At 61.5% G+C, this 25,366-nt stretch carries 26 protein-coding genes; 8 read left to right on the top strand and 18 right to left on the bottom strand.

What is annotated here, in order from left to right:
• Positions 1 to 9: 9 nt before the first annotated feature.
• The 8 genes from V1475_RS15870 to V1475_RS15835 form a co-directional block, all read right to left on the bottom strand.
• A complete protein-coding gene (locus V1475_RS15870; RefSeq protein WP_479413527.1) occupies positions 10 to 291 on the bottom strand; it encodes a VirB3 family type IV secretion system protein in 282 nt (93 codons plus the stop codon).
• A complete protein-coding gene (locus V1475_RS15865) occupies positions 291 to 623 on the bottom strand; it encodes a TrbC/VirB2 family type IV secretion system protein (protein ID WP_479413526.1) in 333 nt (110 codons plus the stop codon). The genes V1475_RS15870 and V1475_RS15865 overlap by 1 nt, the downstream gene beginning before the upstream one ends.
• On the bottom strand, positions 620 to 1,567 hold the full coding sequence (gene trbB / locus V1475_RS15860) for a P-type conjugative transfer ATPase TrbB (protein WP_479413993.1): 948 nt from the start codon (positions 1,565 to 1,567) through the stop codon (positions 620 to 622). Before trbB ends, V1475_RS15865 begins: the two co-directional genes overlap by 4 nt.
• A gap of 218 nt (positions 1,568 to 1,785) precedes the next feature.
• Positions 1,786 to 2,526, bottom strand: a complete 741-nt coding sequence (locus V1475_RS15855) for a hypothetical protein (protein ID WP_479413525.1) — start codon at positions 2,524 to 2,526, stop codon at positions 1,786 to 1,788.
• Positions 2,527 to 2,619: 93 nt separating this feature from the next.
• Positions 2,620 to 3,096, bottom strand: a complete 477-nt coding sequence (locus V1475_RS15850) for a CopG family transcriptional regulator (protein ID WP_479413524.1) — start codon at positions 3,094 to 3,096, stop codon at positions 2,620 to 2,622.
• Positions 3,097 to 3,106: 10 nt separating this feature from the next.
• Positions 3,107 to 5,095 carry a conjugal transfer protein TraG gene (locus V1475_RS15845; protein ID WP_479413523.1) on the bottom strand — a complete coding sequence of 663 codons (1,989 nt, stop codon included), beginning with the start codon at positions 5,093 to 5,095 and terminating at the stop codon, positions 3,107 to 3,109.
• 183 nt (positions 5,096 to 5,278) lie between these two features.
• A complete protein-coding gene (locus V1475_RS15840; protein WP_479413522.1) occupies positions 5,279 to 6,217 on the bottom strand; it encodes a LysR family transcriptional regulator in 939 nt (312 codons plus the stop codon).
• Between the two features lie 41 nt (positions 6,218 to 6,258).
• On the bottom strand, positions 6,259 to 7,725 hold the full coding sequence (locus V1475_RS15835) for an MFS transporter (protein ID WP_479413521.1): 1,467 nt from the start codon (positions 7,723 to 7,725) through the stop codon (positions 6,259 to 6,261).
• A gap of 74 nt (positions 7,726 to 7,799) precedes the next feature.
• Here V1475_RS15835 and V1475_RS15830 point away from each other — a divergent pair, with 74 nt between their 5' ends.
• On the top strand, positions 7,800 to 8,651 hold the full coding sequence (locus V1475_RS15830; RefSeq protein WP_479413520.1) for a helix-turn-helix transcriptional regulator: 852 nt from the start codon (positions 7,800 to 7,802) through the stop codon (positions 8,649 to 8,651).
• Here the strand turns inward: V1475_RS15830 and V1475_RS15825 are convergent.
• The 7 genes from V1475_RS15825 to V1475_RS15795 all read right to left on the bottom strand — a co-directional run bounded on the left by V1475_RS15825 (position 8,648) and on the right by V1475_RS15795 (position 14,769).
• Positions 8,648 to 9,880, bottom strand: coding sequence for a DUF3363 domain-containing protein (locus V1475_RS15825; protein WP_479413992.1), 1,233 nt, complete (start codon positions 9,878 to 9,880; stop codon positions 8,648 to 8,650). The two genes, V1475_RS15830 and V1475_RS15825, sit on opposite strands and share 4 nt — an antisense overlap.
• Before the next feature lie 1,123 nt (positions 9,881 to 11,003).
• Positions 11,004 to 11,936 (bottom strand): lytic transglycosylase domain-containing protein, encoded by a 933-nt coding sequence (locus V1475_RS15820; RefSeq protein WP_479413519.1) that lies wholly within the window; start codon positions 11,934 to 11,936, stop codon positions 11,004 to 11,006.
• Positions 11,933 to 12,268 carry a DUF736 domain-containing protein gene (locus V1475_RS15815; RefSeq protein ID WP_018426330.1) on the bottom strand — a complete coding sequence of 112 codons (336 nt, stop codon included), beginning with the start codon at positions 12,266 to 12,268 and terminating at the stop codon, positions 11,933 to 11,935. Before V1475_RS15815 ends, V1475_RS15820 begins: the two co-directional genes overlap by 4 nt.
• 35 nt (positions 12,269 to 12,303) lie before the next feature.
• The gene (locus V1475_RS15810; protein WP_479413518.1) at positions 12,304 to 12,849 is read right to left on the bottom strand and encodes a S26 family signal peptidase; all 546 of its coding nucleotides are present in this window, start codon (positions 12,847 to 12,849) and stop codon (positions 12,304 to 12,306) included.
• Positions 12,846 to 13,364, bottom strand: coding sequence for a DUF2840 domain-containing protein (locus V1475_RS15805; RefSeq protein WP_479413517.1), 519 nt, complete (start codon positions 13,362 to 13,364; stop codon positions 12,846 to 12,848). The genes V1475_RS15810 and V1475_RS15805 overlap by 4 nt, the downstream gene beginning before the upstream one ends.
• 58 nt (positions 13,365 to 13,422) lie before the next feature.
• Positions 13,423 to 14,499, bottom strand: coding sequence for a replication initiator protein A (locus tag V1475_RS15800; RefSeq protein ID WP_479413516.1), 1,077 nt, complete (start codon positions 14,497 to 14,499; stop codon positions 13,423 to 13,425).
• Complete coding sequence (locus V1475_RS15795) at positions 14,500 to 14,769, bottom strand: helix-turn-helix transcriptional regulator (RefSeq protein ID WP_036284017.1); 270 nt, start codon at positions 14,767 to 14,769, stop codon at positions 14,500 to 14,502.
• Positions 14,770 to 15,231: 462 nt separating this feature from the next.
• On the opposite strand from V1475_RS15795, the gene V1475_RS15790 reads away from it, so the two are divergent.
• A complete protein-coding gene (locus V1475_RS15790; protein WP_479413515.1) occupies positions 15,232 to 15,519 on the top strand; it encodes a DNA -binding domain-containing protein in 288 nt (95 codons plus the stop codon).
• Between the two features lie 18 nt (positions 15,520 to 15,537).
• Here V1475_RS15790 and V1475_RS15785 read toward each other — a convergent pair whose 3' ends face one another.
• The 3 genes from V1475_RS15785 to V1475_RS15775 form a co-directional block, all read right to left on the bottom strand.
• Positions 15,538 to 16,059, bottom strand: a complete 522-nt coding sequence (locus V1475_RS15785; RefSeq protein WP_479413514.1) for a DUF2285 domain-containing protein — start codon at positions 16,057 to 16,059, stop codon at positions 15,538 to 15,540.
• Positions 16,060 to 16,105: 46 nt separating this feature from the next.
• Positions 16,106 to 16,321 (bottom strand): transcriptional regulator domain-containing protein, encoded by a 216-nt coding sequence (locus V1475_RS15780; protein ID WP_479413513.1) that lies wholly within the window; start codon positions 16,319 to 16,321, stop codon positions 16,106 to 16,108.
• Positions 16,322 to 16,515: 194 nt separating this feature from the next.
• On the bottom strand, positions 16,516 to 17,043 hold the full coding sequence (locus V1475_RS15775) for an antirestriction protein ArdA (RefSeq protein ID WP_479413512.1): 528 nt from the start codon (positions 17,041 to 17,043) through the stop codon (positions 16,516 to 16,518).
• Between the two features lie 397 nt (positions 17,044 to 17,440).
• Here V1475_RS15775 and V1475_RS15770 point away from each other — a divergent pair, with 397 nt between their 5' ends.
• From V1475_RS15770 to V1475_RS15745, 6 genes are all read left to right on the top strand, one after another.
• A complete protein-coding gene (locus V1475_RS15770) occupies positions 17,441 to 19,159 on the top strand; it encodes an Eco57I restriction-modification methylase domain-containing protein (RefSeq protein ID WP_479413511.1) in 1,719 nt (572 codons plus the stop codon).
• Complete coding sequence (locus tag V1475_RS15765; RefSeq protein ID WP_479413510.1) at positions 19,159 to 19,905, top strand: PaeR7I family type II restriction endonuclease; 747 nt, start codon at positions 19,159 to 19,161, stop codon at positions 19,903 to 19,905. Before V1475_RS15770 ends, V1475_RS15765 begins: the two co-directional genes overlap by 1 nt.
• 12 nt (positions 19,906 to 19,917) lie before the next feature.
• Complete coding sequence (locus V1475_RS15760) at positions 19,918 to 21,243, top strand: SIR2 family protein (RefSeq protein WP_479413509.1); 1,326 nt, start codon at positions 19,918 to 19,920, stop codon at positions 21,241 to 21,243.
• A complete protein-coding gene (locus V1475_RS15755; protein WP_479413508.1) occupies positions 21,240 to 23,444 on the top strand; it encodes an ATP-binding protein in 2,205 nt (734 codons plus the stop codon). Before V1475_RS15760 ends, V1475_RS15755 begins: the two co-directional genes overlap by 4 nt.
• Before the next feature lie 153 nt (positions 23,445 to 23,597).
• Complete coding sequence (locus V1475_RS15750) at positions 23,598 to 24,134, top strand: hypothetical protein (RefSeq protein ID WP_479413507.1); 537 nt, start codon at positions 23,598 to 23,600, stop codon at positions 24,132 to 24,134.
• A 186-nt stretch (positions 24,135 to 24,320) separates the two neighbouring features.
• Positions 24,321 to 25,358, top strand: a complete 1,038-nt coding sequence (locus V1475_RS15745) for a hypothetical protein (protein WP_479413506.1) — start codon at positions 24,321 to 24,323, stop codon at positions 25,356 to 25,358.
• Positions 25,359 to 25,366: the final 8 nt, after the last annotated feature.

Raw genomic sequence — 25,366 nt, 5'->3', positions numbered from 1 at the left:
GCCGCGCCCTCACACCGACAGAAAAGCCGGGATGCGGAGATGCCGCCGCCCGACCTCGACGAATTGAGGATCGCGTTTCGCTGCCCATACCGCCGCGAAATGGCCGATTGTCCAGACGGCGATGCCGACCAGCCAGAGGCGCAGGCCGAGGCCCACGGCCCCGGCGAGCGTCCCGTTCAGAATCGCGATGGAGCGCGGTGCGCCGCCGAGCAGGATATGCTCGGTCAGCGCCCTGTGGACCGGAACGGAAAAGCCCGGCACCGCGTCGAGCTGTTCGAGACCGCCCGCCATCAAACGAGCGCCCCGCCGCCGAACGAGAAGAACGACAGGAAGAAACTCGACGCTGCGAAGGCGATGGACAGGCCGAACACGATCTGGATCAACTTACGAAAGCCGCCGCCCGTATCGCCGAACGCGAGGGTCAGGCCGGTCACGATGATGATGATGACGGCGATGATCTTGGCGACCGGCCCCTCGATGGACTGGAGGATGCTTTGGAGGGGCGCTTCCCATGGCATCGACGAACCGGACGCATGGGCGGCCGGGGCGAGCATGAGGCTGATGGCAAGGGCGGATGCGGCGGTCGCGATGCGGCGATATCCACGCGAAAGAGTGCGGATCATGAAGGTTCTCCTGTGCTGGTGGGGATTGCCGAAGGGATGGGATGCGCGATGCGGTAGTCGCCGTCCGGCCCCAGCCCTTCGACGCGGGCAAGCTCGGCCAGCCGGCGCGCGGAACCGCGCCCGGAAAGGACGGCAACAAGGTCGATGGTCTCGGCGATCAGGGCGCGCGGGACGGTGACGACAGCCTCTTGGATGAGCTGTTCAAGCCGGCGCAGCGCACCGATGCCGGTGCCCGCATGGATGGTGCCGATGCCGCCGGGATGGCCCGTGCCCCACGCTTTGAGCAGGTCGAGGGCTTCCGATCCGCGCACCTCGCCGATGGGGATGCGATCGGGGCGCAGGCGCAGCGAGGACCGGACCAGATCGGAAAGCGTCGCCACGCCGTCTTTCGTCCGCATGGCGACGAGGTTGGGCGCTGCGCATTGTAGCTCGCGCGTGTCTTCGATGATGACGACGCGATCCGCCGTTTTGGCCACCTCGGCGAGCAGCGCGTTGGTCAGCGTCGTCTTGCCGGTGCTGGTGCCGCCCGCGACAAGGATGTTGGCGCGGGAGGCAACGGCTTCGCGTAGCGTCACGGCCTGATCGGCGGACATGATACCGGCTGCCACATAGTCGTTGAGGCTGAACACGGCGACGGCGGGCTTGCGTATGGCGAAGGTCGGCGCGGCGACGACTGGCGGGAGCAAGCCTTCAAACCGCTCCCCACTCTCGGGCAGTTCGGCCGAGACACGGGGGCTGCGCGGATGAACCTCCGCGCCGACATGATGCGCGACCAGCCGCACGATGCGTTCGCCATCGGCGGGGAGCAGTACCTCTCCCGTATCGGCCAGCCCTTCAGACAGCCGGTCGATCCAGATACGGCCGTCCGGGTTTAGCATCACCTCGACCACGGCCGGGTCTTCGAGCAGCCGGGCGATTGCAGGGCCGAGCGCGGTGCGCAACATGCGCGCGCCGCGCGCGATGGCTTCCGGTCTTTGGTGGTTGGTGGTCATGTCGGCCCCGGTGTTTGGTGGGGACGCAACAGGCGATCCCCGGATCGGGGTCGATTAAGAGAGGCCGAAATCCGGCCGGTTCAACAAGTATCTAGCTGCGTGCGGTGATCGGCGGCTATCGGCGGTAAATAGGACGGGTTCGCGTAGCGTTCGCTATCTGAACGCTATCATTACAGCTTGTCAGAAATCCGTTTCACTGCACCAAGGGCCTGAACGACGAACGCTGCTCTCTGGCCATCATGCCTCGACATATCCATAGCCGCCCAAATCAATCCAATAGCAATCACCGAATGCTGTTTTAGCTGCAATTCCAGCGCTTCGGCGCTTATCGTAGGTGTGCCGTTCTTGCCGGCATAAATGGCTTGGTTCCGAAAGTCGGCCCGATCATGGATCGCTTTGACCATCATTTTGTCATCTGGAAAATTTGACAAAAAAGCATCAAAGGCTCGATCTGCGACTGTGTCCTCACCATCAGGGTTATAGGATATAAGGCCGAGGTTTAGATGGTGGATTTCCGGCCCTTCTTCTCTTTTAATTCGTGCGAATAAATCGTCCTTTTCGGGATGGAGGGTAAAGCTCATTTTTGCATGTCCGGCATCATCAGCAACCATACGCGCGAATTCTACTACCACGGATTTGTGACGATGGTCCTTTACGTTGACGCTATTCGCCACGTCCTTGTAACCGTGCGCCTTCGCTGACCAAACAAAGGCGGCGACAGCTTCCTCAACCGCGTGGGTAGCGCAAAAAAAAGATACCGTTGGCGCTATGTCTGAGATGCGATCAGCATGAACCAGATATTGCCAAGAGTTCATTGCACAATACTTCGCACGACCAGACAGTCGCTCAAGGGCGTTTTTCCTTATCCATTGGGCCGATGCAGCGGAGGTCAGCTTAGATATGATAGACATGACCGCCCTCTTCTTTGGATGCGGACCGCAGAGTGCGACAAAACATCGAACCTTCAGTTCCCATGATGATAAAAATCGACAATACGCTCAAGATTATACGTCTAGTCTGTTGTCCCGTGCAGGTGATCCATCCAACGGTGGTTCACCCGGCATATCCCGCGACAGCTCTTTGAGGAACCGGTCGCCGGTCGCCAGACGCCGGCCGAGATTCTGCATGAAGCCCTCGAACCGCTCCGCGCCTTTGGCGCGGGCAGAGGATTGCGCGGCTCCCGTAAGCGGCGGTGTGATGGTCATCCAGAAATGGATGAACTGCGCGACCGTCTCGCCGAGGACGGCGAGATCTAGGTCGAGCGTGTCGATCTGTCGGCCGAGCTTGTCCAAGCGGCGCGACATGGCGGCTTCAAGCTGGTCGTCGGCATCGCCGGACAGGTATGACATGACCGCCGCCTCCACGATGGCGGACTTCGAGACATTGCGGCGCAGCGCCACCGAGCGGCGCAACGCCATCGCCTCGATCTGCGGAATGAGCGCGGGGTCGAAATAGATATTCAGGCGGGTTCTGGTTGCCATGGGCGTATCCTCAAAGGTCGATTCCGTCATCGGGGTTCAGCGCCACCTGCCGCGCGACCATCCTCATGCGCTGACGCATGGCGCGGGCCTTGGCCGCGTCAACATCCGGCTCGTCGTCCAGAAGCTCGAACTCCTGTTCTGGCGATGGCGGCAGTGCGATGATTTCCTCATGCTCGGGCAATTCCGGCTCGCAACGGATGCCGGCACTGGCCGAACCGCCCTCGGTCCCGTCTGCGGCATTGGTCGCAGAACGGCTTTCCGCCGCGACCACGCGGCCGGACCAATCATCGGTCGATGGGCTGGGCGCCAGCGGAGTGGCGGCCAGATCGGGCGGGGTCAAGATGCGTTCCTGAAACCGCGCATCCTCGAAATAGCGGGTCTTGGTCGCGCGGATTGGCGGCGTGCCCGCCACCATCACGATTTCATCCGTGGGCGGTAGCTGCATGATCTCGCCGGGCGTAAGCAGCGGCCGGGCCGTCTCCTGCCGTGACACCATGAGATGCCCGAGCCACGGGGCCAGTCTGTGCCCGGCATAGTTGGTGGAATCGCGCAGCTCGGTCGCGGTGCCGAGTGCGTCGCTCACCCGCTTGGCAGTGCGTTCGTCGTTCGTGGCGAAGCTGACGCGCACATGGCAGTTGTCGAGGATCGCATTGTTCGGCCCATAGGCGCGCTCGATCTGGTTGAGGCTCTGCGCGATCAGGAAGCCTTTGATTTTATATCCCGCCATGAAGGCGAGCGCCGATTCAAAGAAGTCGAGCCGGCCAAGCGCCGGAAACTCGTCGAGCATGAGCAGCAGCCGATGGCGCGTGCCGGAGCTGGTCAATTCCTCCGTCAACCGCCTGCCGATCTGGTTGAGGATCAGGCGGATGAGCGGCTTGGTGCGGTTTATGTCGGAAGGCGGCACGACCAGATAGAGCGTGACGGGCTGGCGGCTGCCGACCAGATCGGCAATCCGCCAGTCGCATCGTGCGGTGACGCGCGCCACCACGGGATCACGATACAATCCCAAAAACGACATGGCGGTGGACAGCACGCCGCTACGCTCGTTCTCGCTTTTGTTCAGCAGTTCGCGGGCCGACGACGCGATGACGGGATGAACGCCCGCCTCGCCGAGATGCGGTGTGTCCATCATGGCGCGCAAGGTCGCCTCGACCGGGCGGCGCGGATCGGACAGGAAGTTGGCGACGCCCGACAAGGTCTTGTCCTTCTCCGCGTAGAGAACATGAAGGATCGCGCCGACCAGAAGCGAATGGGAAGTCTTTTCCCAATGATTGCGCTTGTCGAGACTCCCTTCGGGATCGACCAGAATATCCGCGATGTTCTGCACGTCGCGGACTTCCCATTCGCCCTGCCGGACCTCCAGCAGTGGGTTGTAGGCCGACGATCTGGCATTGGTCGGATCGAACAGCAGGACGCGGCCGTGCTTCGCGCGGAAGCCGGCGGTCAGCGTCCAGTTCTCGCCCTTGATGTCATGGACGATACAGCTTCCCGGCCATGTCAGTAGCGTCGGCACCACCAGCCCGACGCCCTTGCCGCTCCGGGTCGGGGCGAAGCATAGAACATGCTCGGGACCGTCATGGCGCAGATAGTCCCGTTCGTATCGGCCGAGCACGACGCCATCGGGGCCGAGCAAGCCGGCGCTGCGGATTTCCTTGTCATCGGCCCATCGCGCCGATCCATATGTGGCGACGTTGCGCGCTTCCCGCGCCCGGATGATCGACATGAAGATGGCGGCGGCGATGGCGAAGAAGCCGCCCGATACCGCGATGATGCCGCCCTCGACGAAGATCGCGGGCGCATAGGCGTCGAACGAAAACCACCACCAGAAGAAGGCGGGCGGATAATAGACCGGCAGGCCCACCAGCTCGAACCACGGATTGCCGAGCTGCGCCTGAAAGCCGAGGCGGAACGCTACCCATTGCGTCGCCGCCCACGTCATCACCAGAACGATGGTGAAAACGACAGCGATTTGACCCCAAAGGATTCGGCCTCCGCGCAATGCAGGCTCCAGTCGGCAAAAGAGACGGAGCCGATCAGAGAGTAGTCAAAATCGGGATGGGCAACAGGAAAGAGGATGCCGGAGGGCTGTCGGATACTATCGGCGGCAAATAGGACGGGTCGCCTCGGGGCGTCGGCTATGTTGCCGCCTATGCTGGCTGGCGGAAACGAATCGCGGTCTGATTCAATCAGGGCGGACTAGCCGGCCCATGGCGCTTGCGAGGGTGAGCAAGTTGCGCAGCGCGGCGCTGCGGTTGGACGGCGACCAGACGGCCGAGAAGGCGACCGGCTCCGGCTCGTCGGCGAAGGGCAGGAAGACAATGCCCGTTGTCGGCAACAGCGCAGTGGCCGCTCCGACGATGGTGATGCCGAAGCCCTGTCCGACCATGGACAGCAGCGCCCCGCGCCCCACGTCGAAGCGCAGGATCGACGGCGCGGGCCAGCGGCCGGCATGGCGCAGGACGATATGGCTATGAACCTGCGGGCCAGTGCCGCCATGCCGGACAAGGAACGTCTCGCCTGCCAGATCGGCCCATGTAACGGCCGACTGGCCGGCGAGCGGATGCCGCTCTGGTAGCACCGCCGAGAGCGGTTCAGTCCATATGCGCCGGGAATGGCAGTCGGGCAGTTCTGGCACGCCTGCAACGAACGCCACGTCCAGCCGGTCGGCGCGAAGCTGCATCACCGCATCGCGGGCCGTGCCTTCGGTCATCTCGACTTCGACGCCGGGGTGGTCCTCGCGGTATTGGCCGATCAGCTTTGCGAGGAAGCTGCGGGGGATCAAGGCATGGATACCGATGCGAAGACGGCCGCTTTCTCCCGCTGCCGCCATGCCGGCCGTCTTCACCGCGTGGTCGAGTTGGTCGATACCTGCGGCTATCCGCTCGACGAAGTGGCGTCCGGCCTCGGTCAACCGGACGCCGCGCGCGTGACGCTCGAACAGGAGGATACCAAGGTGTTCTTCCAGCGCCTTCACGCGGGCGCTGACGCTGGATTGCGCCACGCCGAGCGCATTGGCGGCGTGGCGGAAGTTCAGATACTCGGCGACGGCGAGCGTCTGGATGAGCGATGCGAGAGGAATACGCGACCCCAGTGGGGTCGGCACTCCCCATTGGCGATCCATCAACGGTGCTGAACGCTGCCTCTGCATCGCTTTCCGCCACCTTATTGACCGGCGGAACTTTTTCGCGCGATCAAAGCAATCAGGACGGCTGCCACGGCAACAGCGGCGAGGTTGTAGATCATCGCGCCGGAAAAGGCGTCAGCATAGCGACTTGCGTTGGAGATACCTTCGCTGGCCTTGCTATCGAGAATACTGACAAAGAATATCCCAACGACAGAAACCCCGAATGCCCCGCCGACCTGTTGCATGGTCGAGATAAACCCGGCCGCCATTCCGGCGTGACTTTCCTCGACGTACCCGATGACCAGATTGAGCAGCGGCGTCATCGACAGCCCTTGGCCGAAGCCGAACAATATCAGCGGTGGTATAAGGGCAAATGCTTCAGCACTATCAACGAGACCAGATGCGGCAACGATCAACCAGCCAATCCCGGCTGCATAGATCAGCGCGCCACCAGCAATACTGATATTGCCGAAACGCGCCACCAACTTTGGAGCCAACATCGATGAAGCGACGAAACCCACGCTAGCCGGAGCAAACAGCATACCTGCCTCAAACGGCGTCAGGCCGAGGCCGGATTGCACCAGCAGAGCAAAGCACAGGAATAGCGATGTCGACGTTGAATAGATTAGCAAAACGACGAGCGACCCTGCGGAAAATCCCATGTTTCGGAACAGCGTCAGATCAATGGCGGGGTCGCCGCCGCGCTTTGCGACCAGATGTTCCCATGCAAGAAACGTCGCCAGCAATACAATCGAGGCGGCCATGCTGATCCATGTCCAGATCGGCCAACCGATATTCGGACCTTCGAGCAAGGGTAGAAGCAGGAGCAGCAGCCCGATCGTTGCCAGTACGATTCCCGGCCAATCGACGCGCAAAGCATCGGAAGACCGCGATTCCGGGATGATCCGCGCCGCCAACACCGCAATGAGGCCTATCGGCAGGTTAAGAAGGAAAATGATCCGCCAGCCAAGTCCGAACAGATTGCTCTCAACGATGAGGCCGCCGAGCACCTGTCCGGCGATGGCCGCCAGCCCCAAAGTCATGCCCAGAAGGCCGAATGCCCGGCGGCGGCCATCGTCATCATACATGACGCGCAGAAGCGCATAGACCTGTGGAAACAGTATTGCGCCGGTTGCGCCTTGCAGAAGGCGAGCAACGATCAGGCTAGTGGCGTCAGGTGCGATTCCGCAGAGAAACGACGTCACAGCGAATCCCGCCATGCCGAGCATGAAGAGGCGGCGGCGTCCGTGACGGTCGCCAAGCCGTCCACCAGCGATCAGCAGCACGCCAAACGCCAGTTCATATCCGGCGATAACAAACCCGATTTCTGCGAAGCCTACGCCTAGATTGGCCTGCATCGACGGAATTGCGACATTGACGACAAACAGATCGAAAACGGTGATGAACCCGCCTAGCAACAGGATGGCGAGTGCGAGCGCTGACGGTCGCGCTTTCTCGGCGGGTTGAAGGGAACGGACAGGGATAGTCGGGTCATCGGCAGACATGGCAACTCCACTTTTCTTGAAGTTGCATGGCACATGCTTTAACCTGTTACTATGGAACAAGTTATAGGGTTACTATGAGCAATACGCTTGATAGTCGGCTTGATCGCACGCGCTCCGAACTGGCGGATTTCCTCCGGCGGCGGCGTGAAAGCTTGTCGCCGCTTGATGTCGGCCTGCCGGTTGGAAAGCGGCGGCGAACGCCTGGGCTTCGCCGAGAGGAAGTAGCCGCGCTCGCGGGCGTCGGTATCACTTGGTATACGTGGCTCGAACAGGGGCGCGCCATCAAGGTATCCTCCGCCTTTCTCGACAACGTGTCGCGTGTCCTGAAACTGGACGAGATCGAGCGGCGGCATCTGTTTCTTCTCGCTCATCAGCGTCCGCCCGCCATGGCCGGACAGGCATGGTGCCAACTGCCACCGCTGGTGCGTCGCCTGCTCGACGACCTGACATTACGCCCGTCCTACGTGTTGAACCTTCGTTGGGATGTGATCGGGTGGAACGAGGCAGCCCAGCGCCTTTTCAGTTTCGAGCAACGCGATGCGTCTGAACGGAACATGCTGTGGATGCTGTTCGCGGATGACCGCTTGAACGGCCGAATCTTGGAATGGGTAGTTCAAGCTCCCCAAGTATTAGCGAGTTTCCGGAGAGATTTCGCGCAAGCCCCCGAGGATGAGAGCATGGTTGCGCTCGTCGAGGCGCTGGAGCAGGTTTCTCCTTCCTTCAAAACGCTATGGAACCAACATGACGTGCATGGTCGGTGCGAGGGTCGTCGAAGTTTTATGATCGAAGGCCGGGGCGCTGTGGCGTTCGATCATTCATCCTTCATTGTGGACGAGGAAAAGCACCTGCGTTTGGTATTCTATGCAGCGGCGGCCGATCAGCAGACGCCTCCGGCTGTTGCAGAAATCGAATTCGCTGTTTCCTAAAGCCCCATTCCTCGCTGTCGCCCCAACTGCCACGACACCGATCCGCCCTGCACGACGCCCACAACCTCGCGGCCGAGCTGCCGCTCGATGACCGGCCGCCATGGGACAAGCGTAAATTCATGGCTCTTTTCGACCACGGCGAACTTGCCGCTGGATAGCTGCACGGTGCCGGTGAACTTGCCGCTGACGTTTTCGCCATCCGTGGCAGCGCGGAACGGCACGCCCTTACTCGCGGCCATCTCCGCGCCGACGCGCGCAACCTCCCTTTCGCGCAAGGTGGCGAGAAGGTCGCGCCGGTAGAACACGCGGCCGTCCCGCGCTCGGGTGGCGTCGCGCTGTTCAATATGATGTTCGCGCCGCTGGTCCATGGCTTCGCCCACCTGCTGGCCGAAGCCGACCGGGGCAAGGTCGGCCGTCTCGCCATGGATCAATCGCCGGTCCAGCCAGGTCGCGCCGTCCGATCCGATCTGTCTGTCCAGATTGACGGGAGAAAGGACGCGAACGCTGGCCTGCCGGTCTCGGCTGGCGTCGTATTCGGCCGCACGGCTAGCCAGATCGTCAGGGATACGCCATTGGTCGGCGTCGATCCGCTCGACGATCCCCGCGCGGCGCAGCGCCTCCAGCCGGCGCACATGGGCATCGACATAGCCCTCATAGTCGCCGCCCGGAACGCGGCCCTCGAACTTGGCCTGCTCCAGATGACGGCTCGGCCGATAGATGCCGTCCTCTGCAATGGCGGTGATCGTGCGGTCGGACGGCCGGGCTGCTGCCTCGGCCGGGCCGATCTGGACAACGCTGCCGATACGGACGTCCTCCAGCCGCTCGGGCGCGATGCCGGCGATGTGGTGGGTGCGGCCGTCGATCCCGTCCACCACAACGGTCAGGTTCTCCCTCAACTCGTCGGACAGATGCTTGTCCATGACGCGCCCGACGATGGGTGTCTCGGGCGTTCCGTCATGGATTTGGAAACTCATGGGATCGCGTTCGCCTGCCTGCGGGCCGAGCGCCTTCTGCATGGTGCGGATAATGTCGCCACGCTCGCCTAGCTCGCGTAGGGCTGGCTCCATGTCCTTGCTCAATTCCCAAACGGCGGGCGCGTGCTCGGTCGCCAGCCCCATCTTCTCCAACTTGCCGAGACGGCGCAAACGCAGCGTCCGCTCGAACTGCCGCCTCGGCTCTGCCGGTTCATGGCGCAAGTCGAGGAAACGGGCATCGGCTTCCTCTGCCATGGCGCGGTCGATCCGGGTGAGACGGTCTTGGTCGATTTCGGCCGACAGCTTGCGGGTCTGCTCGATCTCGGTGACGGGGCCGAGTTCCAGACTGGCAAGCTCGCTGGCGCGTTCGCGCAGGCCGGCGGAAAGATAGTCGCCGTTGATGACTAGATCCCCGCCCATATCGTCGCGGCCGCTGACGATGACATGCACATGGGGATGGCCGGTGTTGTAGTGGTTGACGGCGACCCAATCGAGTTTCGTGCCGAGGTCCGCTTCCACCTGTTTCATGAAATCGCGGGTGTAGGCCGTAAGGTCCGACAGCTCCGCGCCATCCTCGGGCGAGACGATGAACCTGAACTGGTGGCGGTCGTCCTTGCCGCGATCAAGGAAGGCGTCGCCATCGGCGCGGTCCTCTGTCGCCGAATAGAGCCGGCCCCGCTCGCCGTCGCGTGACGTGCCGTCGCGTTGGACATAGCGCAGATGCGCGCGGGCACGGCCGCCCTTCCATGCGGCCCTGACGCTGCGCTGCTTGACGATGACGCGGCGGCTGCCCGGCTGGCGATGATGCCAGTGGCCGGAGATATTGCGGGCGCGCACGAAGCTCGCGCCCCGGCCGCGCTTCACGCCCTTGCCGCTGGCGACCACGGCGCGGGAACGACCCGGCGATGACGGGCGCGCGGATGACGGCATGGAAGGATCGCGGGAGGCCGCTGCCTGATGCTGCCGCGTGATCTTCTTGATCTGCGTGAAAAAGCTCTTGGGTCTACCGGCCTTCGGCGTGTCGGACCGGATGCGGCCGGGCTTCGGACGGAAGCGGTTTTCGTCGTCGGCGCTCAAGGGCGCGACTCCGGCCCAAACCGCCGGAAAACGGCCGATCTGCGCCTATGGTGCCGCTCGAAACCCTGCAAAGCCAAGGCTTTGCGCAAAATCGCGGCACGCGGCCCCTCAAAACCATGGTGCCGGAACCGGCCACCTAACCAGTGTGCAGACAACAATAATTTCCAGAAGCGGCCCGATATGGTGCCGTCTTCTTTAATCTTGCCCTCCGCCCTTTCTGTCTTTTCTGCCCCTCCTGCCGGGCGCAAACCTGCCCGACCGGATGCCGAAACCAGCGCCGCCGAGCGCGGGAACGCCGCCCTCATGGTGTTCCCCCGTCGCTGGCGCTCGCCACGAAAATGCTGCCGTCCTGCGGCTCCGCACGGGCGGGGTCGCGCGCCGGAACGGCAGCGCGGCCGTCGCCGGATTGCGTCTCGGACGGCGGCGCGGCGGCAGCCCGCGTGTCGTCCGGGCGCATGACGAACAGCGGTGCCTCGCGCCAATCGGATGGCGGTGCCGGTGGTTGCAACGGCGCATCCAATGAAGCCGCGCCGCCTAGGATCGGGGCGAGCGCGGCGACATAGGCGCGTGTCTCGGCGGGAAGCTGGCGGCCCATCGCGCGGTGCTCATCGTAGCGGCCGGGGCCGGCATTGTAGGCCGCCAGCATCGCGCCGACATTGCCGTAGCGGTCGAACATTTCGCGCAGATAGGCCGTGCCTGCGAGGATGTTGTCGCGCGGGTCATAGGGATCGCGGCCGAGGCCATGGCGGACGCGCAGTCCCGCCCATGTGTCGGGCATCACCTGCATCAATCCCATCGCCCCGGCCGCCGAAACCGCGCGCACGTCGCCCGCGCTCTCGGCGCGCAGCACGGCGCGAATCCAGTGCTCGGGGATGCCGAAACGCTGCGACGCCTCGGCGATCTGCGCCGCATAGGAATGGGCGGCGGCCGGGCGCTCGACAGGCACGGATTGCGCGATAGCGACGCCCGATCCGATGCAAACGGAAAGCGCCCCCGCCAGCAGCAGGACGGCATAATGCCATGCCGGCCTGTCTCCACTTCGCCGCCAGCCTGCCAGCGTGCTCGCTGCGGTCAAGGGCAAGGCGCAAGCGCCGGCCGATGGCCGCCCCTGACCTTCGCTGCGCGCGCAGGCCGTCTGGTCGCCGAGCGGGACGAAGGGATGAGACGCATTTTCCGCGAACAAAGGGATGCCGATCTTTGACCGGATGGCGGGCCGGACGCGCGCGGCCGTCATTCCTCATCCTCGATCTTCCGCGCGTGCTTCCAACGCAGAGTCCAGACCGAAGGATCGTCGTTGGACTGGAACAGCTTGGCGCGGATCGGGGACGGGAATATCGGCCCCTCCAATCGCATCGACACGAACTCGCCAGCATTTTCGCTGGAGTCCTTCCATGCGGGGCCGGCGTCCGGGCCGTCCTCGCTATCAAGGCGCACGCGATAGTCTGGTGCGTTTTTCACGTCGCTGGGCTTGGCCGGGACGATGAACAGCTTTTCGTGGAGACCGAACGAATGAAGCTCCCCCGCATAGCCGGTTTCGGTGCGGGTGAAGGTGCCTATCTCTGCCATGGGAAATCTCCTGCGGTTGATTTTCGGGGGGTAGTTCAGCGCGTCGGCGCGCGCCTTTCGTAGCGGCCGACGCCTTCCTCATCGGTCCAGAGCGGGACCGCTCGACCGATGACGGAAGCTGCGGGGATGGGTCCGAAATACCTGCCGTCGAGGCTGTCGCGGACTTCCCAATTCATGAGGAAAAGCTGGTCGTCGCCGAGGACGCGGCAGCCCTGCCAGATGGGCAGATCGCGGCCGAGGCTATCGCGCTCCAGCGCCTCGCCCATCTCGATCCCGTTCACCGTGATCGTGCGGCCGGCGCGGCAAACCCGCTGTCCGGGCAGGCCCAAGACGCGCTTCAAGAGCGGGACGCCTCGCGCGATATAGCCGCGCTCGACCATGAAGCCGGCGAGCGGTTCGGGCGGCATGATGGCGACCAGCTCGGGCACGTCGATCCGGTTGGCCGGTGCAACCGTGTAGAAGCCGACCGGCGCGCTGGCCGTCGCGTTCCAGATCAGTTTCGCGGGCCAATCGACGGCGCTGGCAGCGGCGATGCCGATGATGGCGAGCGCCGTCACCGTGAGGGTGCGGCGGCGCGTCATGGGTCGATCCGTCGGCGATGAAGCCAAGCGGCATGTCGCTCGGGGGTGTAGGCGTGCGGCTCCAGATTGGCGGTCAAACGGTTGTGGACGTGCCGCCAATGCTCCGGCGAGGTATCGGCCGGATCGAGGCCGAGCGCATCCACGGCGTCGATAGCTACAAGCGCACGCTGCACCTTGGGCCAGCTATCGAGACGCAACAGGATTTCGCCACCGGGGCGGACGAAGGGCAATGTCTGGAACGGCTCGCCGCGACCAATGGTGCGCACGATGTCGATGCGGGAAACGACAGTGCCATGGTCGCCGCTCGCCCATCGCACGAAGGCGAACACGCTGCCCGGCGCGAAGCCGACGACGCTGCGGCGGCGGTCGATGATCTGCTCGTAGCTCTTGCGGCCGAAGCGTATCCAGTGCTCGACCTTGCGTTTCTCGAAGGTCAGCTCGACCAATGTGGTGAAGGGCGCAGGCCCGTCCGGCAGCGGACGGCCGTGCGCGCTGCGATGGGCGCGACGGGTCATTGTTCGTCTCCGGTGATGTGCTGGGGGCTGCGCGGGCGCAGCGCGTCGAGCGCGGCTGTCATGGCTCGCCCCTTCGGGCAGAACCGGCACCACGCTTCGCCTGCGCGCGCGTCAAAGAAAAAGAGTTAGATTCTCTGTTAGATAAGTTAGCGGCCGGATTCCGCTTTTCAGGCCAAAGAGTTAGCTGCGGTTCGTGCGCCTGATCTGCCGATAGTGCTGCGCCTGATGTGCCGATACCCCGTGCGCCTGATCTGCCGATGGCATTAACAGGGTTATCAACAGTGCCTGTTGATGCATTTTCGGGGCGGATGCGCAGCAGCTCGCGGCCGTCTTCCCGCTCGATCTGGAGCAGGTAGCCGGGGAGTTGCTGGCGGGCCGCGATCCGGCGCAGGTCGAGCGCGAAGTCGGACGGCCGCGCGAGGCTGCCGGATTTCTGATGAAGGTGCGCGACCTCGAAAATCCAGCCGTGACGCTGGTGCCCGGCGTGCTTTCGGGCGACGCGGTAGAGCCATCGCTCGATGCCGCCAGTCAGCCGGAAATAGGCCGGGTCGATGGTCAGGACCAGCGTGCGGTCGATGACGCTGTTGTAGAACCATTCGGGCAGGACGAACTCCATGCCCTCGACGCGGCCGGCGCGCGTGGTCATTTCCTCCCACTCGTTGATCCATGAGAATTGCCGGCGACGCCAATGCGGGCCGTTGCGGATCGTGGTGGCGATGACGGTCGATTGCAGCCGCGCCAGCGCGGCTTTCAGAAGCCGGTATTGGTGATTGCCGGTCGGCCTCCCGATGGCGCGCAACAGATGGTAGGGGGTAAAGCGGACAAAGCGCGACGTGGTGAGGCCGTTGTTCTCGGCCGCAACGATCTGCGAGGCCGCCCATATCAGCACATCGGCGTCCCATATGGTCGCCATGCCATGCTCGGGCATCCCGAACACCTGCACCTCTATGTCGGCGGCCTTGTAGAGAATCGGCTTGGTGCGCGGGGTCTTCGCCAGCGAGAAGAATGGCCGCTCCATCAAGTCGCGCTGGTCGCGCGGCGGCGCGTCGCCCGTTGCGACCACGAAGGGGTCTAGGCGGCTGCGCTCGCTGTCCTCGGTCGGCTGCGCGGGGGCATGATCGTCCTCGCGCAGCATCTAGCACTCGTCCCGTTCTTCTGGCGTGAGCGGACGCGCGGGAAAGACCGTGCCGGCGGTCTTGTCGCGGGTCGATTTGCGCTCGCCCGCCGCGCTCCAGTCTTCCAGATCGCGGACGGTGTAGAGGACGCGCCCGCCGACCTTGCGATAGGTCGGGCCGGTGCCGTAGGTGCGATGTTTCTCAAGGGTGCGGATGGATATGCCGAGGAAGCGCGCGGCTTCCTTGGTGCGCAGCAGGCGCGGCGGCAGGCCCGCAAGCGGGTTGGGCATGGATCACCTCCAGTCGGGATTGGGCTGCGGGGGGCGGCAGCGGACTGTGGCGAACCATGGCGAGAGACCGGCGGCGCGTAGCGTGCCGCATTTGCGCCTATGCGCTGGCGGCACCCCCTTCGGGGCGTCGTCACGCGGCCAATAGGTGAGGGATTTCAGTGGCTCGTCGTCTGCCGCGCTGAATAGGCAAAGACATTCGCGCGCGGTTCGGCTAGAAATGTAGCCGGAACAGACGCGCTGTTCCGGGGCTTAGTAACCCCTGACTAGCGGTTGGTGCCGGCCGTGACGGCACCATGATCCTCGAACCTATGGTCGGGGAGCCTATGGCGCATGTCCAAGGCTTCTCGCCCAAAGGTCATAGGGCCGTCTAGTCACGGTTACTAACTCCCCGATCACCAGGTTGAGGGGCTATTTGCGGGGGCGCACCGCAAGCAAGTCCCTTTCCAGATGAAGGGGAAGGCTATGCGGGTTCCCGTCGAACTCGATCCCGATGTGGACGACGAAGCGCCAACCGGCGACACCATAACCATCTATGACGAACAGCATTTTGTGACCTACCTGCGCTTGCTGGATGCGAAGGCCGAGGGCGCGGACTGGAAGGAAGTCGCGCAGATCGTGCTGCACCGTGATCCGGTCTCCGACGAACTTCGCACCCGCCGTTGCTGGCAAAGCCATCTCGAACGCGCGCAATGGTTATCGCGTGAAGGCTACCGAAAGATTCTGGAGCAGGCGGCAGCCAATAGGGCATGAGGTCAGTGGCCGCGCCCATCAACGTTTGCCGGGCTTGATCGGATAGTGGAGCAGAAGGCGATAGCCGCCGCGCATCATCTTGATGCCGTGCGCGACCAGGCGGCGGGCTTTGTTCTTGCGCGGATCGCTCTCGAAATCCTCCTTGGTGCCGCGAAAGCCGAGCAGCACTTCAGCGATGGTGCGATAGCTTTCGCTGCGCAACCGCGCGTCGAGCGCGCGCAGGGTCAGGATATGCCATTGGCGGAGCTGGGCAGGCACGGCCCGGAAATCAGGACCGGGCGCGCGACCGTTGAGAGACCGCCAAAATCGGCGGGCGGCGTGAGCACGCAGTTCCAGAAATGAATCCATAGGTAGCGTGACGGCGTAGAATGCGGCGGCATCGGGCACGGCCTCGGGCAGCCAGAATTGATGCGCGACGCCATCCACCTGCCAGATGCCGTGCCAGCCATCGGCGGCGCGGCGCAGGTCAAGGCGGTCGAGATGCGCCAGAGTCAATATCGGTTCGGTGTCGCCGTTCTTGTGATCGACCGGCGACAACATCACCGCTTGCGGGTGAAGATTCGGATTCCAGATCGGCGATTGCGGGTCATGCTGCGCGTCGGGATCGCACGGGAAATCGCAAACCCCAGCGATGCGCGAACTCTTCAAGGTCGCGGCCGGCCGTCTCTCCGGTCGATGCGATGGTCTGGCAGTCCCGACGATACTCGTCGTTGCGGCGCAGGTATTCCCAAGCGAAACCAGCGGCAGTGATGTGCTTTGTGTGCCCGTATGCCGCCGGAGATCGCCAATCGATGCTGAGCATGGCGTCACCTCCCCAAGCCGGGATGCTGGGCAGCGCCCGGCAAAAAGAGGTTCAAGGATCACTGGAAATATAGAACCCGCTCAAAGCAGATACCTTGAGCGGGTAACCCGATCATTCTTTGGTGTTTTTAGCTTGGCGACAGCCGGGGCTTTCGCGATGCCTGCCCGTATGAGCACGGACAGGCAGTCATATTTTCACCTGTTGGAAAACACATGGACCTCGCCGTGCGCGGTCTCAATGGTGAACAGGTCGCCACCCATCTCAGCGTCGCGGGCCATCGCGTCCCAATCGACATAGTAGCGCAGCGCTTCGGGGATCGTGACGCTTTCGGTGGTCATTTCCTCCATGTAGTCGGCAAGGCTGGCGAACTGACCATGATAGCAGTCCTCCAAGGTGGATTTGGCTTGGTCCATCTCGCCGCTGAACTGTTCCAGCAGGCCCGCGCCAAGTGCGCCATGTTCTGCGATGAAAGCGGCCATCCGCGCCACGGTGTCGATGTCGGCATATTCGGAGATGCTGACGCCCTCGAAGCCCTCATACTCGTGTATCGCGTATTCCTCGGCGTCCTCGACCGGGGAACGGACAAGCATCGCGGCAATCTCGTTCCTGATCTGGTCGGCGTCCTGATCCGCGCAGATCCAAGCTCCATGCAGAAAGCCGTTATTGTAAGCTGCAAGGCAAGCGACATAGATGCGGGGGCTGCTGTCGGATACGTTGGTCATGTCTCTGATCCTCGGGTCTGAAGGTCAGCGAAGCGGAACGCCGCGCCTGACCTTCTGGCCGTCGCCGAGACTGGGGTAGCAACGAGCAAGGGCGGCCGGGGTGGAGGGGGATCACCCGGCCTGCACAAGCGAAGCGCGGAAGGCTGGGGATACCACCCCGGACGGTTCCACTTACCTTGCTGGCGTGAGGGCAACGCCCTTAGTAAACCTGTCAGGGAAAACTCGGTCACAGCCGCACCGACGGGAAGGCGTGGGACCTTCCGCATTGACCCAAACCCGTGCTTGTGATCTGCTTTTGTTCACACTTTCGTTCCGTCTGAAGCGGGTCGATTCGCGCCATGTAATCGGGCACGAAGGCGTTAGCCTTTACCTGCTCGAACAAACGTCAAGGAACGTGATGACCAACATTGATCTCGCCCCCATGCTACGAGAGCCATCGTTCCCCGGTCTCTGCCCTGTCGCTGAAGCAGTAGACGCGATGGCGAATGCGGGTATCGAGGAACGTGGCGCGATCTTCACTCGGCGCGAGGTTGTCGAGTTCATTCTCGACCTTGCTGGCTATGACGCCGCCTCTCCACTACACACGCGCCGCCTTCTTGAGCCGTCGTTCGGTCATGGCGACTTCTTGCTGCCAGCAATTGATCGCCTGCTGGTCGCTTGGAAGCGCAGCGGCGTCGGATCAGATGCTCTCTTAGAGGCCATCCGGGGTGTGGAGCTTCACCGTGTGTCATTCAACCGGACCCATGCGCTCGTGGTTCAGAAACTTCGCGTCGCAGGCATCGGGTTGCAGGATGCAGAAAACCTTGCTGACCGATGGTTGATGCAAGGCGATTTCCTGCTCGTGCCCCTGTCAGGCAAGTTCGATGTCGTCATCGGCAACCCGCCCTATGTGCGTCAGGAACTGATCCCTAATGCGCTTATGGCCGAGTATCGCGCGCGCTACCGTACCATCTATGACCGCGCTGACATCTATATCCCATTCATCGAACGCTCGCTGAGTCTGCTGGCGAAAAGCGGGCAGCTCGGCTTCATCTGTGCAGATCGGTGGATGAAGAACCGCTACGGCGGGCCGTTGCGCGCGATGGTCGCAGACGGTTTCCACCTGAGCGTCTATGTGGACATGGTGAACACCCCGGCCTTCCACCAGGAGGTTGTCGCCTATCCAGCCATCACCATCATCGGGCGCGAAAAACCCGGCCTGACCCGCATCGCACATCGGCCTGAGATTTCTGATAGCGCGCTCTCGCAACTCGCCGCCGCGCTGCGATCCGCCGGCACGCCCGCGCCAGCCTCCGGCGTGAGAGAGCTACAGACCGTCACCTTCGGCGCAGAGCCGTGGATCTTGGACTCGTCCGATCAACTGGCGCTCGTGCGCAGACTTGAGGCTCAGTTCCCGCTAATCGAGGATACTGGGTGCAAGGTTGGCATCGGTGTGGCGACCGGAGCCGACAAGGCGTTCATCGGAACATTCGACACGCTCGACGTGGAAGCCAGCCGGAAACTTCCGCTCGTGATGACCCGCGACATCATGGACGGCAGCGTCAAATGGCGCGGCCTCGGCGTGGTCAATCCGTTTGGCGACGACGGCAAGCTGGTGAAGCTCGACCAATTTCCTAAGCTGAAACGCTACCTTGAAGAGCGCCGTGAGCCAATCGCCGGGCGGCATGTCGCGCAGAAGGCTCCGGCCAACTGGTATCGCACCATCGACCGAATTTATCCCGAGTTGGCGGAAAAGCCGAAGCTGCTGATCCCGGACATCAAGGGAGCAGCGCATATTGTTTACGAGGAAGGCCGCCTCTACCCCCATCACAACCTGTATTTCATCACGTCCGACACATGGGAGATGCGCGCGCTACAAGCCGTGCTGCTTTCGGGTATCGCAAGGTTGTTTGTAGCTACATACTCAACGCGAATGCGCGGCGGCTATCTCCGATTTCAGGCGCAATATTTGCGGCGCATTCGTCTGCCGGACTGGACAAACGTGACACCCAAAATGCGGCAAGCTCTCAAGAGCGCTGCCGAAGCGGGTGATGTTGAAGCATGCAGCAACTTGGCGTTTGATCTATACGGCTTGTCGGCTCAGGAGAGGGCCACGCTTGGGGGGGCGGAAAAGTAATGGGATTGGATTTAGCGGATTACGAGGCGAAGGCCCGAGATGCAGCGATGGCATTTTGGGGAAACCGCCAAAAAGCACTTCAAGCCAAAGTCGAGGCTGGAAAGACAGACACGGGTGAACGCGGGGCTGTGACCGCTGGCAACACGATGGATGGATTCACGGCGCTGGTGATCGACCTCGTTGAGGCAAATGGTCTAGGACACGCGGAGGTATACCAGCATCGAAAAGTGCTGACTTTGCCGGGATTTTTCCGCCCGACCAAGCTCTGGGATATTCTCGTTATTCTCGATGGCAGACTGATTGCTGCCGTCGAAATGAAAAGCCATGTTGGCCCGTCATTCGGAAACAACGCGAATAATCGTGCCGAAGAAGCCATCGGCACGGCGCACGATTTCTGGACGGCGTATCGCGAAGGTGCATTCGGCGCTGACGCAGCCCGTCCCTTTGTCGGCTGGCTCGTGATGGTGGAAGACGCTGATAAATCACGGCGTCCATCCAAGCGAGAAGCCTCGCTACACTTCCCGATTTTTGAGGATTTCAAAGGGGCATCATATCTCGAGCGTTACGACATCCTCTGCAAGAAACTCGTACTCGAAAACCTCTATACTGCCGCTTGCGTCCTTGCCTCGCCACGTTCCGCCGAAGAAACGGGTGACTATTCGGATATGTCGGACCTAACGAGTTTGAAGTCCTTCGTTGCAGCATTCGCCGCGCACATCGCAGCCGAAGCTGCCCGGTCTCAATAACCGGAGGGGAACATGAATCTCGACGGCAAGCATGTTTATCGTGTGGGAAGCCACTTCGAATCTTGGAATGACCTCCCCACAGGCGATGACGAACTCGACAAATTTATCGCTACGGCGCGCAAGCGGATCGAGCCGTGGTTGTCCGCCGTGTTTCAGGCTGAGCATCTTAATCTTCTGATCGGAAGCGGCTTCACGACCGCAGTAGGATACATGGCCGGAGCCGCTGCAACGGGCATGGGCAAGGTTGTGTTCGGTAGTGAGTTCGACACGAAGATCGACCATTATGCCGCGAGTGAAGCCGCGCTCTTGGGGCGCGGCGCGGCCAATATTGAGGATCAGTTCCGCGCGGCTCTTTCGGTCTATGAAGGGCTGAAAATCATCGATGCGGCGAAAGCGACCGCCCTCAAAGACGCTATGGATAGGCAGCTCCGGGATTTCCTTGAGTCACTTCTCAAAACTGAAGCCGGGCTGATCGGCGGCGATCCTGCAAAACGGGTTGTCGCCGAAGGTGCGTTGCAATCATTCCTACTGAGCTTTGCCAGCCGCGCGGCTTCGCGCGAGCGACTTCATGTCTTTACGACGAACTACGACCGCTTGATTGAGCATGGCTGCGATCTCGCCGGGCTTCGCATTATCGACCGTTTCGTGGGGGCGCTCACGCCGGTTTTCCGGTCAGCCCGTGTCGAGGTTGACGTGCATTATAACCCGCCGGGCATTCGCGGAGAACCTCGCTTCATGGAAGGCGTCATCCGACTGACGAAACTTCACGGCTCCCTCGACTGGCTGTTCAGCAAGGCAGACCGGAAGATTGTGCGGAAGGGCATACCCTTCGGTGCGCCAACCGATCACACGGACCTGCCTAAAAATCCGGTCGATACGGTGATGATCTATCCGAACCCGGCAAAGGATGTCGAAACGACACAGTATCCCTATGCCGAGCTATTCCGCGATTTTGCCGCCGCGACGTGTAGGCCCAACGCAGTCGTCGTGGCCTACGGCTATGGCTTTGGCGACGATCATATCAATCGTGTGCTGCTCGACATGCTGACGATCCCGTCAACGCATCTAGTCGTGTTCGCTTACTCCGCGGATGAGCGATTGAAAGGGTTTCTCGCACGGACTCGGGATGCACAGGTATCGCTGCTGATCGGTCCTCACTTCGGCGACCTTACTACGTTGATCGAGAATTATCTCCCGAAGCCTACGCTCGACTACATCACCGGGCGCATGACCGAACTAATGAAGCATCGCCCGCCAGAATATGCGCCAACGCCTGACCCTGCTGTTCCGGTTGCGGATGACTTCGACGCATTATCGGGCGGTGGAACAACGGTATGACCACGCCCATAGAGTCCATTGCTGGCTTGGTGATCGGCGCGGTTGAGTCCGTTTCGCCCGATGAAATCCGCATCCTGCTCGAACTGGACGCACCGCAGGCAACTGCACTCAACACGGGTACGCCCGCCGCCTTTCCCCGACTTAACGGCTATGTCCTCATACCCAATGAGGCAGGTGCGACAGTTGCCTACATATCATGGATCGGTATCGAACGGTCGCCCTATCCAAAGCGGTCTGGCTTGAAAGATTTCGGCCTGATCGACCTCCCGTTTCCACTGCGAAAGATGTGCGTCTCGCCTGTCGGCACGCTCACATCTCGCCGGGACCGAGCATCGAAGCAGACAGTCTATGAACTGTCGCGCGGCGTCGCCGCGTTTCCGTCGGTGGGCGACCAGGTTCTCATGCCAACGCCTGAACAGGTCGAGGCTATCGTTGGCGCGAAGGAGTCGGATCGGCGTGTTCGTATCGGGACTTCGGCCCTTGCATCGAGCGCCGAGATCAAGGTCGATCCCGACAAGCTGTTTGGCAGACATCTCGCCGTGCTTGGCAACACGGGCAGCGGCAAGTCCTGTACGGTTGCCGGGCTGATCCGCTGGTCGCTCGACGCGGCAGCAAAAGCGATGAGTCACGCGGGTAGAGAAGGCCATCCGAACGCGCGCTTCATCGTTCTAGACCCCAATGGCGAATATGCTAAAGCCTTTGCGGATCGTGGAGATCAGCTTCGTCTGTTCCGAGTCCCGCCAGTCGTTGAAACTGAAAAAGAGCTGGATGTCCCGGCATGGCTTTGGAGCGGTCATGAATGGACTGCCGTTGCCCACGCCCAGCCCGGCGCGCAGCGCCCGCTTCTGTTGCGCGGGATACGAGAGCTGAAAAGCGGCCATCATGAAGATGTACCGCGAGAAGCCACGATCAAGCGGCATCTGCTTGTTTCAAGTGGCCGTATTACCGCCATGCTCAATACGGGAAGTACCGCCTTCGCCGGAGCGGTAGGCCCCCGGTTTGATTGTGCGCGCTTGCTGGGCGGCATAGGTGAAGATTCTGCTCGTTTTGCAGCATCAGTCGATGACCCGGCAACGACGCTGCTGCAAACACTTTCTGCTACAATCACTGAGATTGTAGACTCCCGGCGGTCGGGACCGACTTATTTCAACGACTTCTTGGTCGGGGATCTTGAATCGGCCCGTGACGCCATCGCTGTCGTTACAGACGCCCTACCGGATATTGGCGGCGTAGCCGCCGCAATTAGCGAAGACGCTCCTGTCCCCTTCGATGTCACGCTGCTTGCCGAACATCTGGATCATCTAGCTGCCGAGCAAGGCGGAAATTTCGCGGCGTTTATCAGCACTCTTGGCCTTCGTATTCGCAGCATGCTCGCGGATCAGCGGCTTGGAAGCGTCATTGGGAAGACACCGCCAACCAGCTTTGAGGAATGGCTGAAAAATTACATCGGCGATGACGGCGCAAGCAATGGCCCGCTTGCTGTCATCGACCTCTCCTTGGTGCCCTCTGAGGTCGTTCACGTCGTTGTGGCCGTGCTGGCGCGGGTGATTTTTGAATCTCTGCAACGCTATCGGCGGCTCCATGCAGAGGGGCTATCACTGCCCACTGTTCTTGTGCTGGAAGAAGCGCACACCTTCATTCGACGCGGTAAGGACGACGAAGGCCCGGCATCCAGTCCTAGCCAGCTCTGCCGAGAAATTTTCGAACGCATTGCCCGCGAGGGGCGCAAATTCGGTTTGGGTCTGGTGCTATCCTCGCAGCGCCCATCAGAGCTTTCGCCGACCGTGCTGGCTCAGTGCAATACCTTCATTCTCCATCGCATCGTCAACGATTCAGACCAGAATCTTGTCGCGCGTCTCGTGCCTGACAATGTGGGCGGGTTGCTGCGCGACCTACCCAGCCTGCCATCAAAGCAGGCGATCCTATTGGGCTGGGCGACACCTATTCCCGTGCTGGTCGAGATCGACGAACTGGCAAAGGAGCATCAGCCTCAATCCGCCGACCCTGATTTTTGGGATGTCTGGACAGGTGCTAACGAACGGCACGTTAATTGGAGCGAAGTGGCCATGCTATGGTCGGCCCCAGCTCTGCCAGCCGTTGCACCAGCGGAAGGAGCGGACGGTGCTGCTGTCCCGGTCGCCCCCGGCCCTCAGGCGGGTCAGGTCAATCCATTTGGGTTAGACGACGACATTCCATTTTAGGTCTTTGGCATGACAAGGAGGAAATCGGACTAGGATTTCCTGAATATCCTGAGATGAAGCAGTACAGCGGACTTGATCGTGCCGAGAGGAAACGCCTGACTGAGGTGATCTATAAATCCCTCATCCCCGCCCAGCATAAGGAGGACGGCCATAATGCTTCAGTTCGACCCGAGCACGGGAAAAATCACCTACAGGGGCAAGGAGGTAGGCGAGTACATCTTCAAGGATGGTCGCTCTATCGTCCGACTCACCATTGAATATGAAGGCGGCGACGATTGGATCGTTCCGCTAAGCTGGTTCGCGCACGGGCTCTCCAGCCTTGTCGAGAATCAACCTGAATTGGCATTACTGACTATCGAAACCTCGGAGGAGAGCGTCGCCGATGAGTTCGAGGTCGTGCGTTTCCTGACTGAGAAGCAGGTGAAGCGCGGCGGCTATATCTGGAAGTTCCACAAGTCCGATGCCGACAATTGGCCGTCACCACTACATGGGCACGACTATGACAAGGGACTAAAACTCGACGCCATCACCGGGGGCATTTACGATGTGGGGACGCGGGCTCTGTGCAAAACCTTGAAAGCTGGCGACTTGCACGCCGTCCAAGCCGGGCTTCGGGCGTCGAAAGACTTTAAGCAAGCCGTTGCTACCCTGATTGATAACCCGACTCGTGCCAAAAGCTCTGGACCGTGATTTCAATACGTTATGATGACAGCTTACAGAAAGTACTACTGTCTGTCAGGCGTCATTTTTCGAAGACTATAGCGTGCCCCAACGGAGCTGCCACTGATCGGCACCTCTACTTGGAATATTTCTATTCGGTTCTTGCCTGCTCATTCTTGGCCCCGTACGCTGTTCGTCGGCTGCGGGGGGTGATCAATGGCAAAGCGTTTTCCTTGGAAGAGCAGTTACCTAAAAATCCCGCCGCTTGTGCAGCGCTCACTGAATGATATTGACAGCGATCTGATTACCGTCGCCGCAATCAAGAAGATCAAGCGTAGCGACATTGCCGCAGGGCAGTATAACCATATTGGGTTGAGAATAGACGGCTCCTCGATCATCGTAGCTGGCCCAACCCAACCGCCTGCCGACGCTGGAAAGTGGTCTGGGCGAAACACTCATGGCTGGGATCGTAAGCGCGAGGATTGGCCGATGGTCCAGAAGACATGGACCTTCGAGTCACCCAACTTCGGGGACGGCGCGCGCAACGGCTGGACAATGCGTTCTTGGACTAAAGACGTTTATCAGCACCAAATTTTCGAACCGCAGGGCATGACCATCGAAGCGAGTGTGCTTGAAGAAAGAAGCGGCGAGCAGGTGGTGGTCAAATTTTCTCTCGCGCCCATGCTCAGCCGAAGTGCGGCCGAGTTCGACTTAATGCTGCTTTGGGCGATTAACGTCCTGCAAGAGAATACGGGCGTCACGGGCGTGTTTGCGAGCGATGCGACGCGCGAAGAATATATTTCAACCGTCACGCTCGACTGGCAAATTTTTCCGCCGGGCAACGCTGACGAAGTTGTTGCTCGCTTGTTTGGATGGGCCGATCCGGCGAACGCCGTCGACTTTGAGAAGCATGTTCGCGAGCGGGTGCGACTGTTCGAGGGTTTCGCGCCGAGGGCCTACATACGCGGTCAGGGCGGCTTCGGCTCATATTTCGGAGCACAGTTTGCTGACGATCTAGTCGTGTTCGAGAACCTTAAATACGGCAACGCGGTCTATTTGCTGTATCAAGATTGGAATGAAGCATCGCAACGGTCGCGGCTCGATCTTCTCCGCGATCAGGACGCACACTTTGATCGCGTAGTGCATACTGATGGATGGCAAGATAGGCTTGTATCACTCTTGCACGATAAGCTCTTTGAACGCGGCCTACGGCGGCGGCGGAGTGGCTACCGGTCAAAACGTAGCGGTCGCTGACTTGCTGG

The organism is Celeribacter sp. SCSIO 80838 (assembly GCF_056498065.1).
Note: the sequence above shows the minus strand (reverse complement) of the source record. Positions and strands in the feature narration are given on the sequence as shown.

Bases quoted from the DNA above. Each gene is read 5' to 3' on its own strand.
- V1475_RS15870 (WP_479413527.1), bottom strand. From the start codon at position 291: ATGGCGGGCGGTCTCGAACAGCTCGACGCGGTGCCGGGCTTTTCCGTT.
- V1475_RS15865 (WP_479413526.1), bottom strand. From the start codon at position 623: ATGATCCGCACTCTTTCGCGTGGATATCGCCGCATCGCGACCGCCGCA.
- trbB (WP_479413993.1), bottom strand. From the start codon at position 1,567: ATGTTGCGCACCGCGCTCGGCCCTGCAATCGCCCGGCTGCTCGAAGAC.
- V1475_RS15855 (WP_479413525.1), bottom strand. From the start codon at position 2,526: ATGTCTATCATATCTAAGCTGACCTCCGCTGCATCGGCCCAATGGATA.
- V1475_RS15850 (WP_479413524.1), bottom strand. From the start codon at position 3,096: ATGGCAACCAGAACCCGCCTGAATATCTATTTCGACCCCGCGCTCATT.
- V1475_RS15840 (WP_479413522.1), bottom strand. From the start codon at position 6,217: ATGGATCGCCAATGGGGAGTGCCGACCCCACTGGGGTCGCGTATTCCT.
- V1475_RS15835 (WP_479413521.1), bottom strand. From the start codon at position 7,725: ATGTCTGCCGATGACCCGACTATCCCTGTCCGTTCCCTTCAACCCGCC.
- V1475_RS15830 (WP_479413520.1), top strand. From the start codon at position 7,800: ATGAGCAATACGCTTGATAGTCGGCTTGATCGCACGCGCTCCGAACTG.
- V1475_RS15825 (WP_479413992.1), bottom strand. From the start codon at position 9,880: ATGGCAGAGGAAGCCGATGCCCGTTTCCTCGACTTGCGCCATGAACCG.
- V1475_RS15820 (WP_479413519.1), bottom strand. From the start codon at position 11,936: ATGACGGCCGCGCGCGTCCGGCCCGCCATCCGGTCAAAGATCGGCATC.
- V1475_RS15815 (WP_018426330.1), bottom strand. From the start codon at position 12,268: ATGGCAGAGATAGGCACCTTCACCCGCACCGAAACCGGCTATGCGGGG.
- V1475_RS15810 (WP_479413518.1), bottom strand. From the start codon at position 12,849: ATGACGCGCCGCCGCACCCTCACGGTGACGGCGCTCGCCATCATCGGC.
- V1475_RS15805 (WP_479413517.1), bottom strand. From the start codon at position 13,364: ATGACCCGTCGCGCCCATCGCAGCGCGCACGGCCGTCCGCTGCCGGAC.
- V1475_RS15800 (WP_479413516.1), bottom strand. From the start codon at position 14,499: ATGCTGCGCGAGGACGATCATGCCCCCGCGCAGCCGACCGAGGACAGC.
- V1475_RS15795 (WP_036284017.1), bottom strand. From the start codon at position 14,769: ATGCCCAACCCGCTTGCGGGCCTGCCGCCGCGCCTGCTGCGCACCAAG.
- V1475_RS15790 (WP_479413515.1), top strand. From the start codon at position 15,232: ATGCGGGTTCCCGTCGAACTCGATCCCGATGTGGACGACGAAGCGCCA.
- V1475_RS15785 (WP_479413514.1), bottom strand. From the start codon at position 16,059: ATGTTGTCGCCGGTCGATCACAAGAACGGCGACACCGAACCGATATTG.
- V1475_RS15780 (WP_479413513.1), bottom strand. From the start codon at position 16,321: ATGCTCAGCATCGATTGGCGATCTCCGGCGGCATACGGGCACACAAAG.
- V1475_RS15775 (WP_479413512.1), bottom strand. From the start codon at position 17,043: ATGACCAACGTATCCGACAGCAGCCCCCGCATCTATGTCGCTTGCCTT.
- V1475_RS15770 (WP_479413511.1), top strand. From the start codon at position 17,441: ATGACCAACATTGATCTCGCCCCCATGCTACGAGAGCCATCGTTCCCC.
- V1475_RS15765 (WP_479413510.1), top strand. From the start codon at position 19,159: ATGGGATTGGATTTAGCGGATTACGAGGCGAAGGCCCGAGATGCAGCG.
- V1475_RS15760 (WP_479413509.1), top strand. From the start codon at position 19,918: ATGAATCTCGACGGCAAGCATGTTTATCGTGTGGGAAGCCACTTCGAA.
- V1475_RS15755 (WP_479413508.1), top strand. From the start codon at position 21,240: ATGACCACGCCCATAGAGTCCATTGCTGGCTTGGTGATCGGCGCGGTT.
- V1475_RS15750 (WP_479413507.1), top strand. From the start codon at position 23,598: ATGCTTCAGTTCGACCCGAGCACGGGAAAAATCACCTACAGGGGCAAG.
- V1475_RS15745 (WP_479413506.1), top strand. From the start codon at position 24,321: ATGGCAAAGCGTTTTCCTTGGAAGAGCAGTTACCTAAAAATCCCGCCG.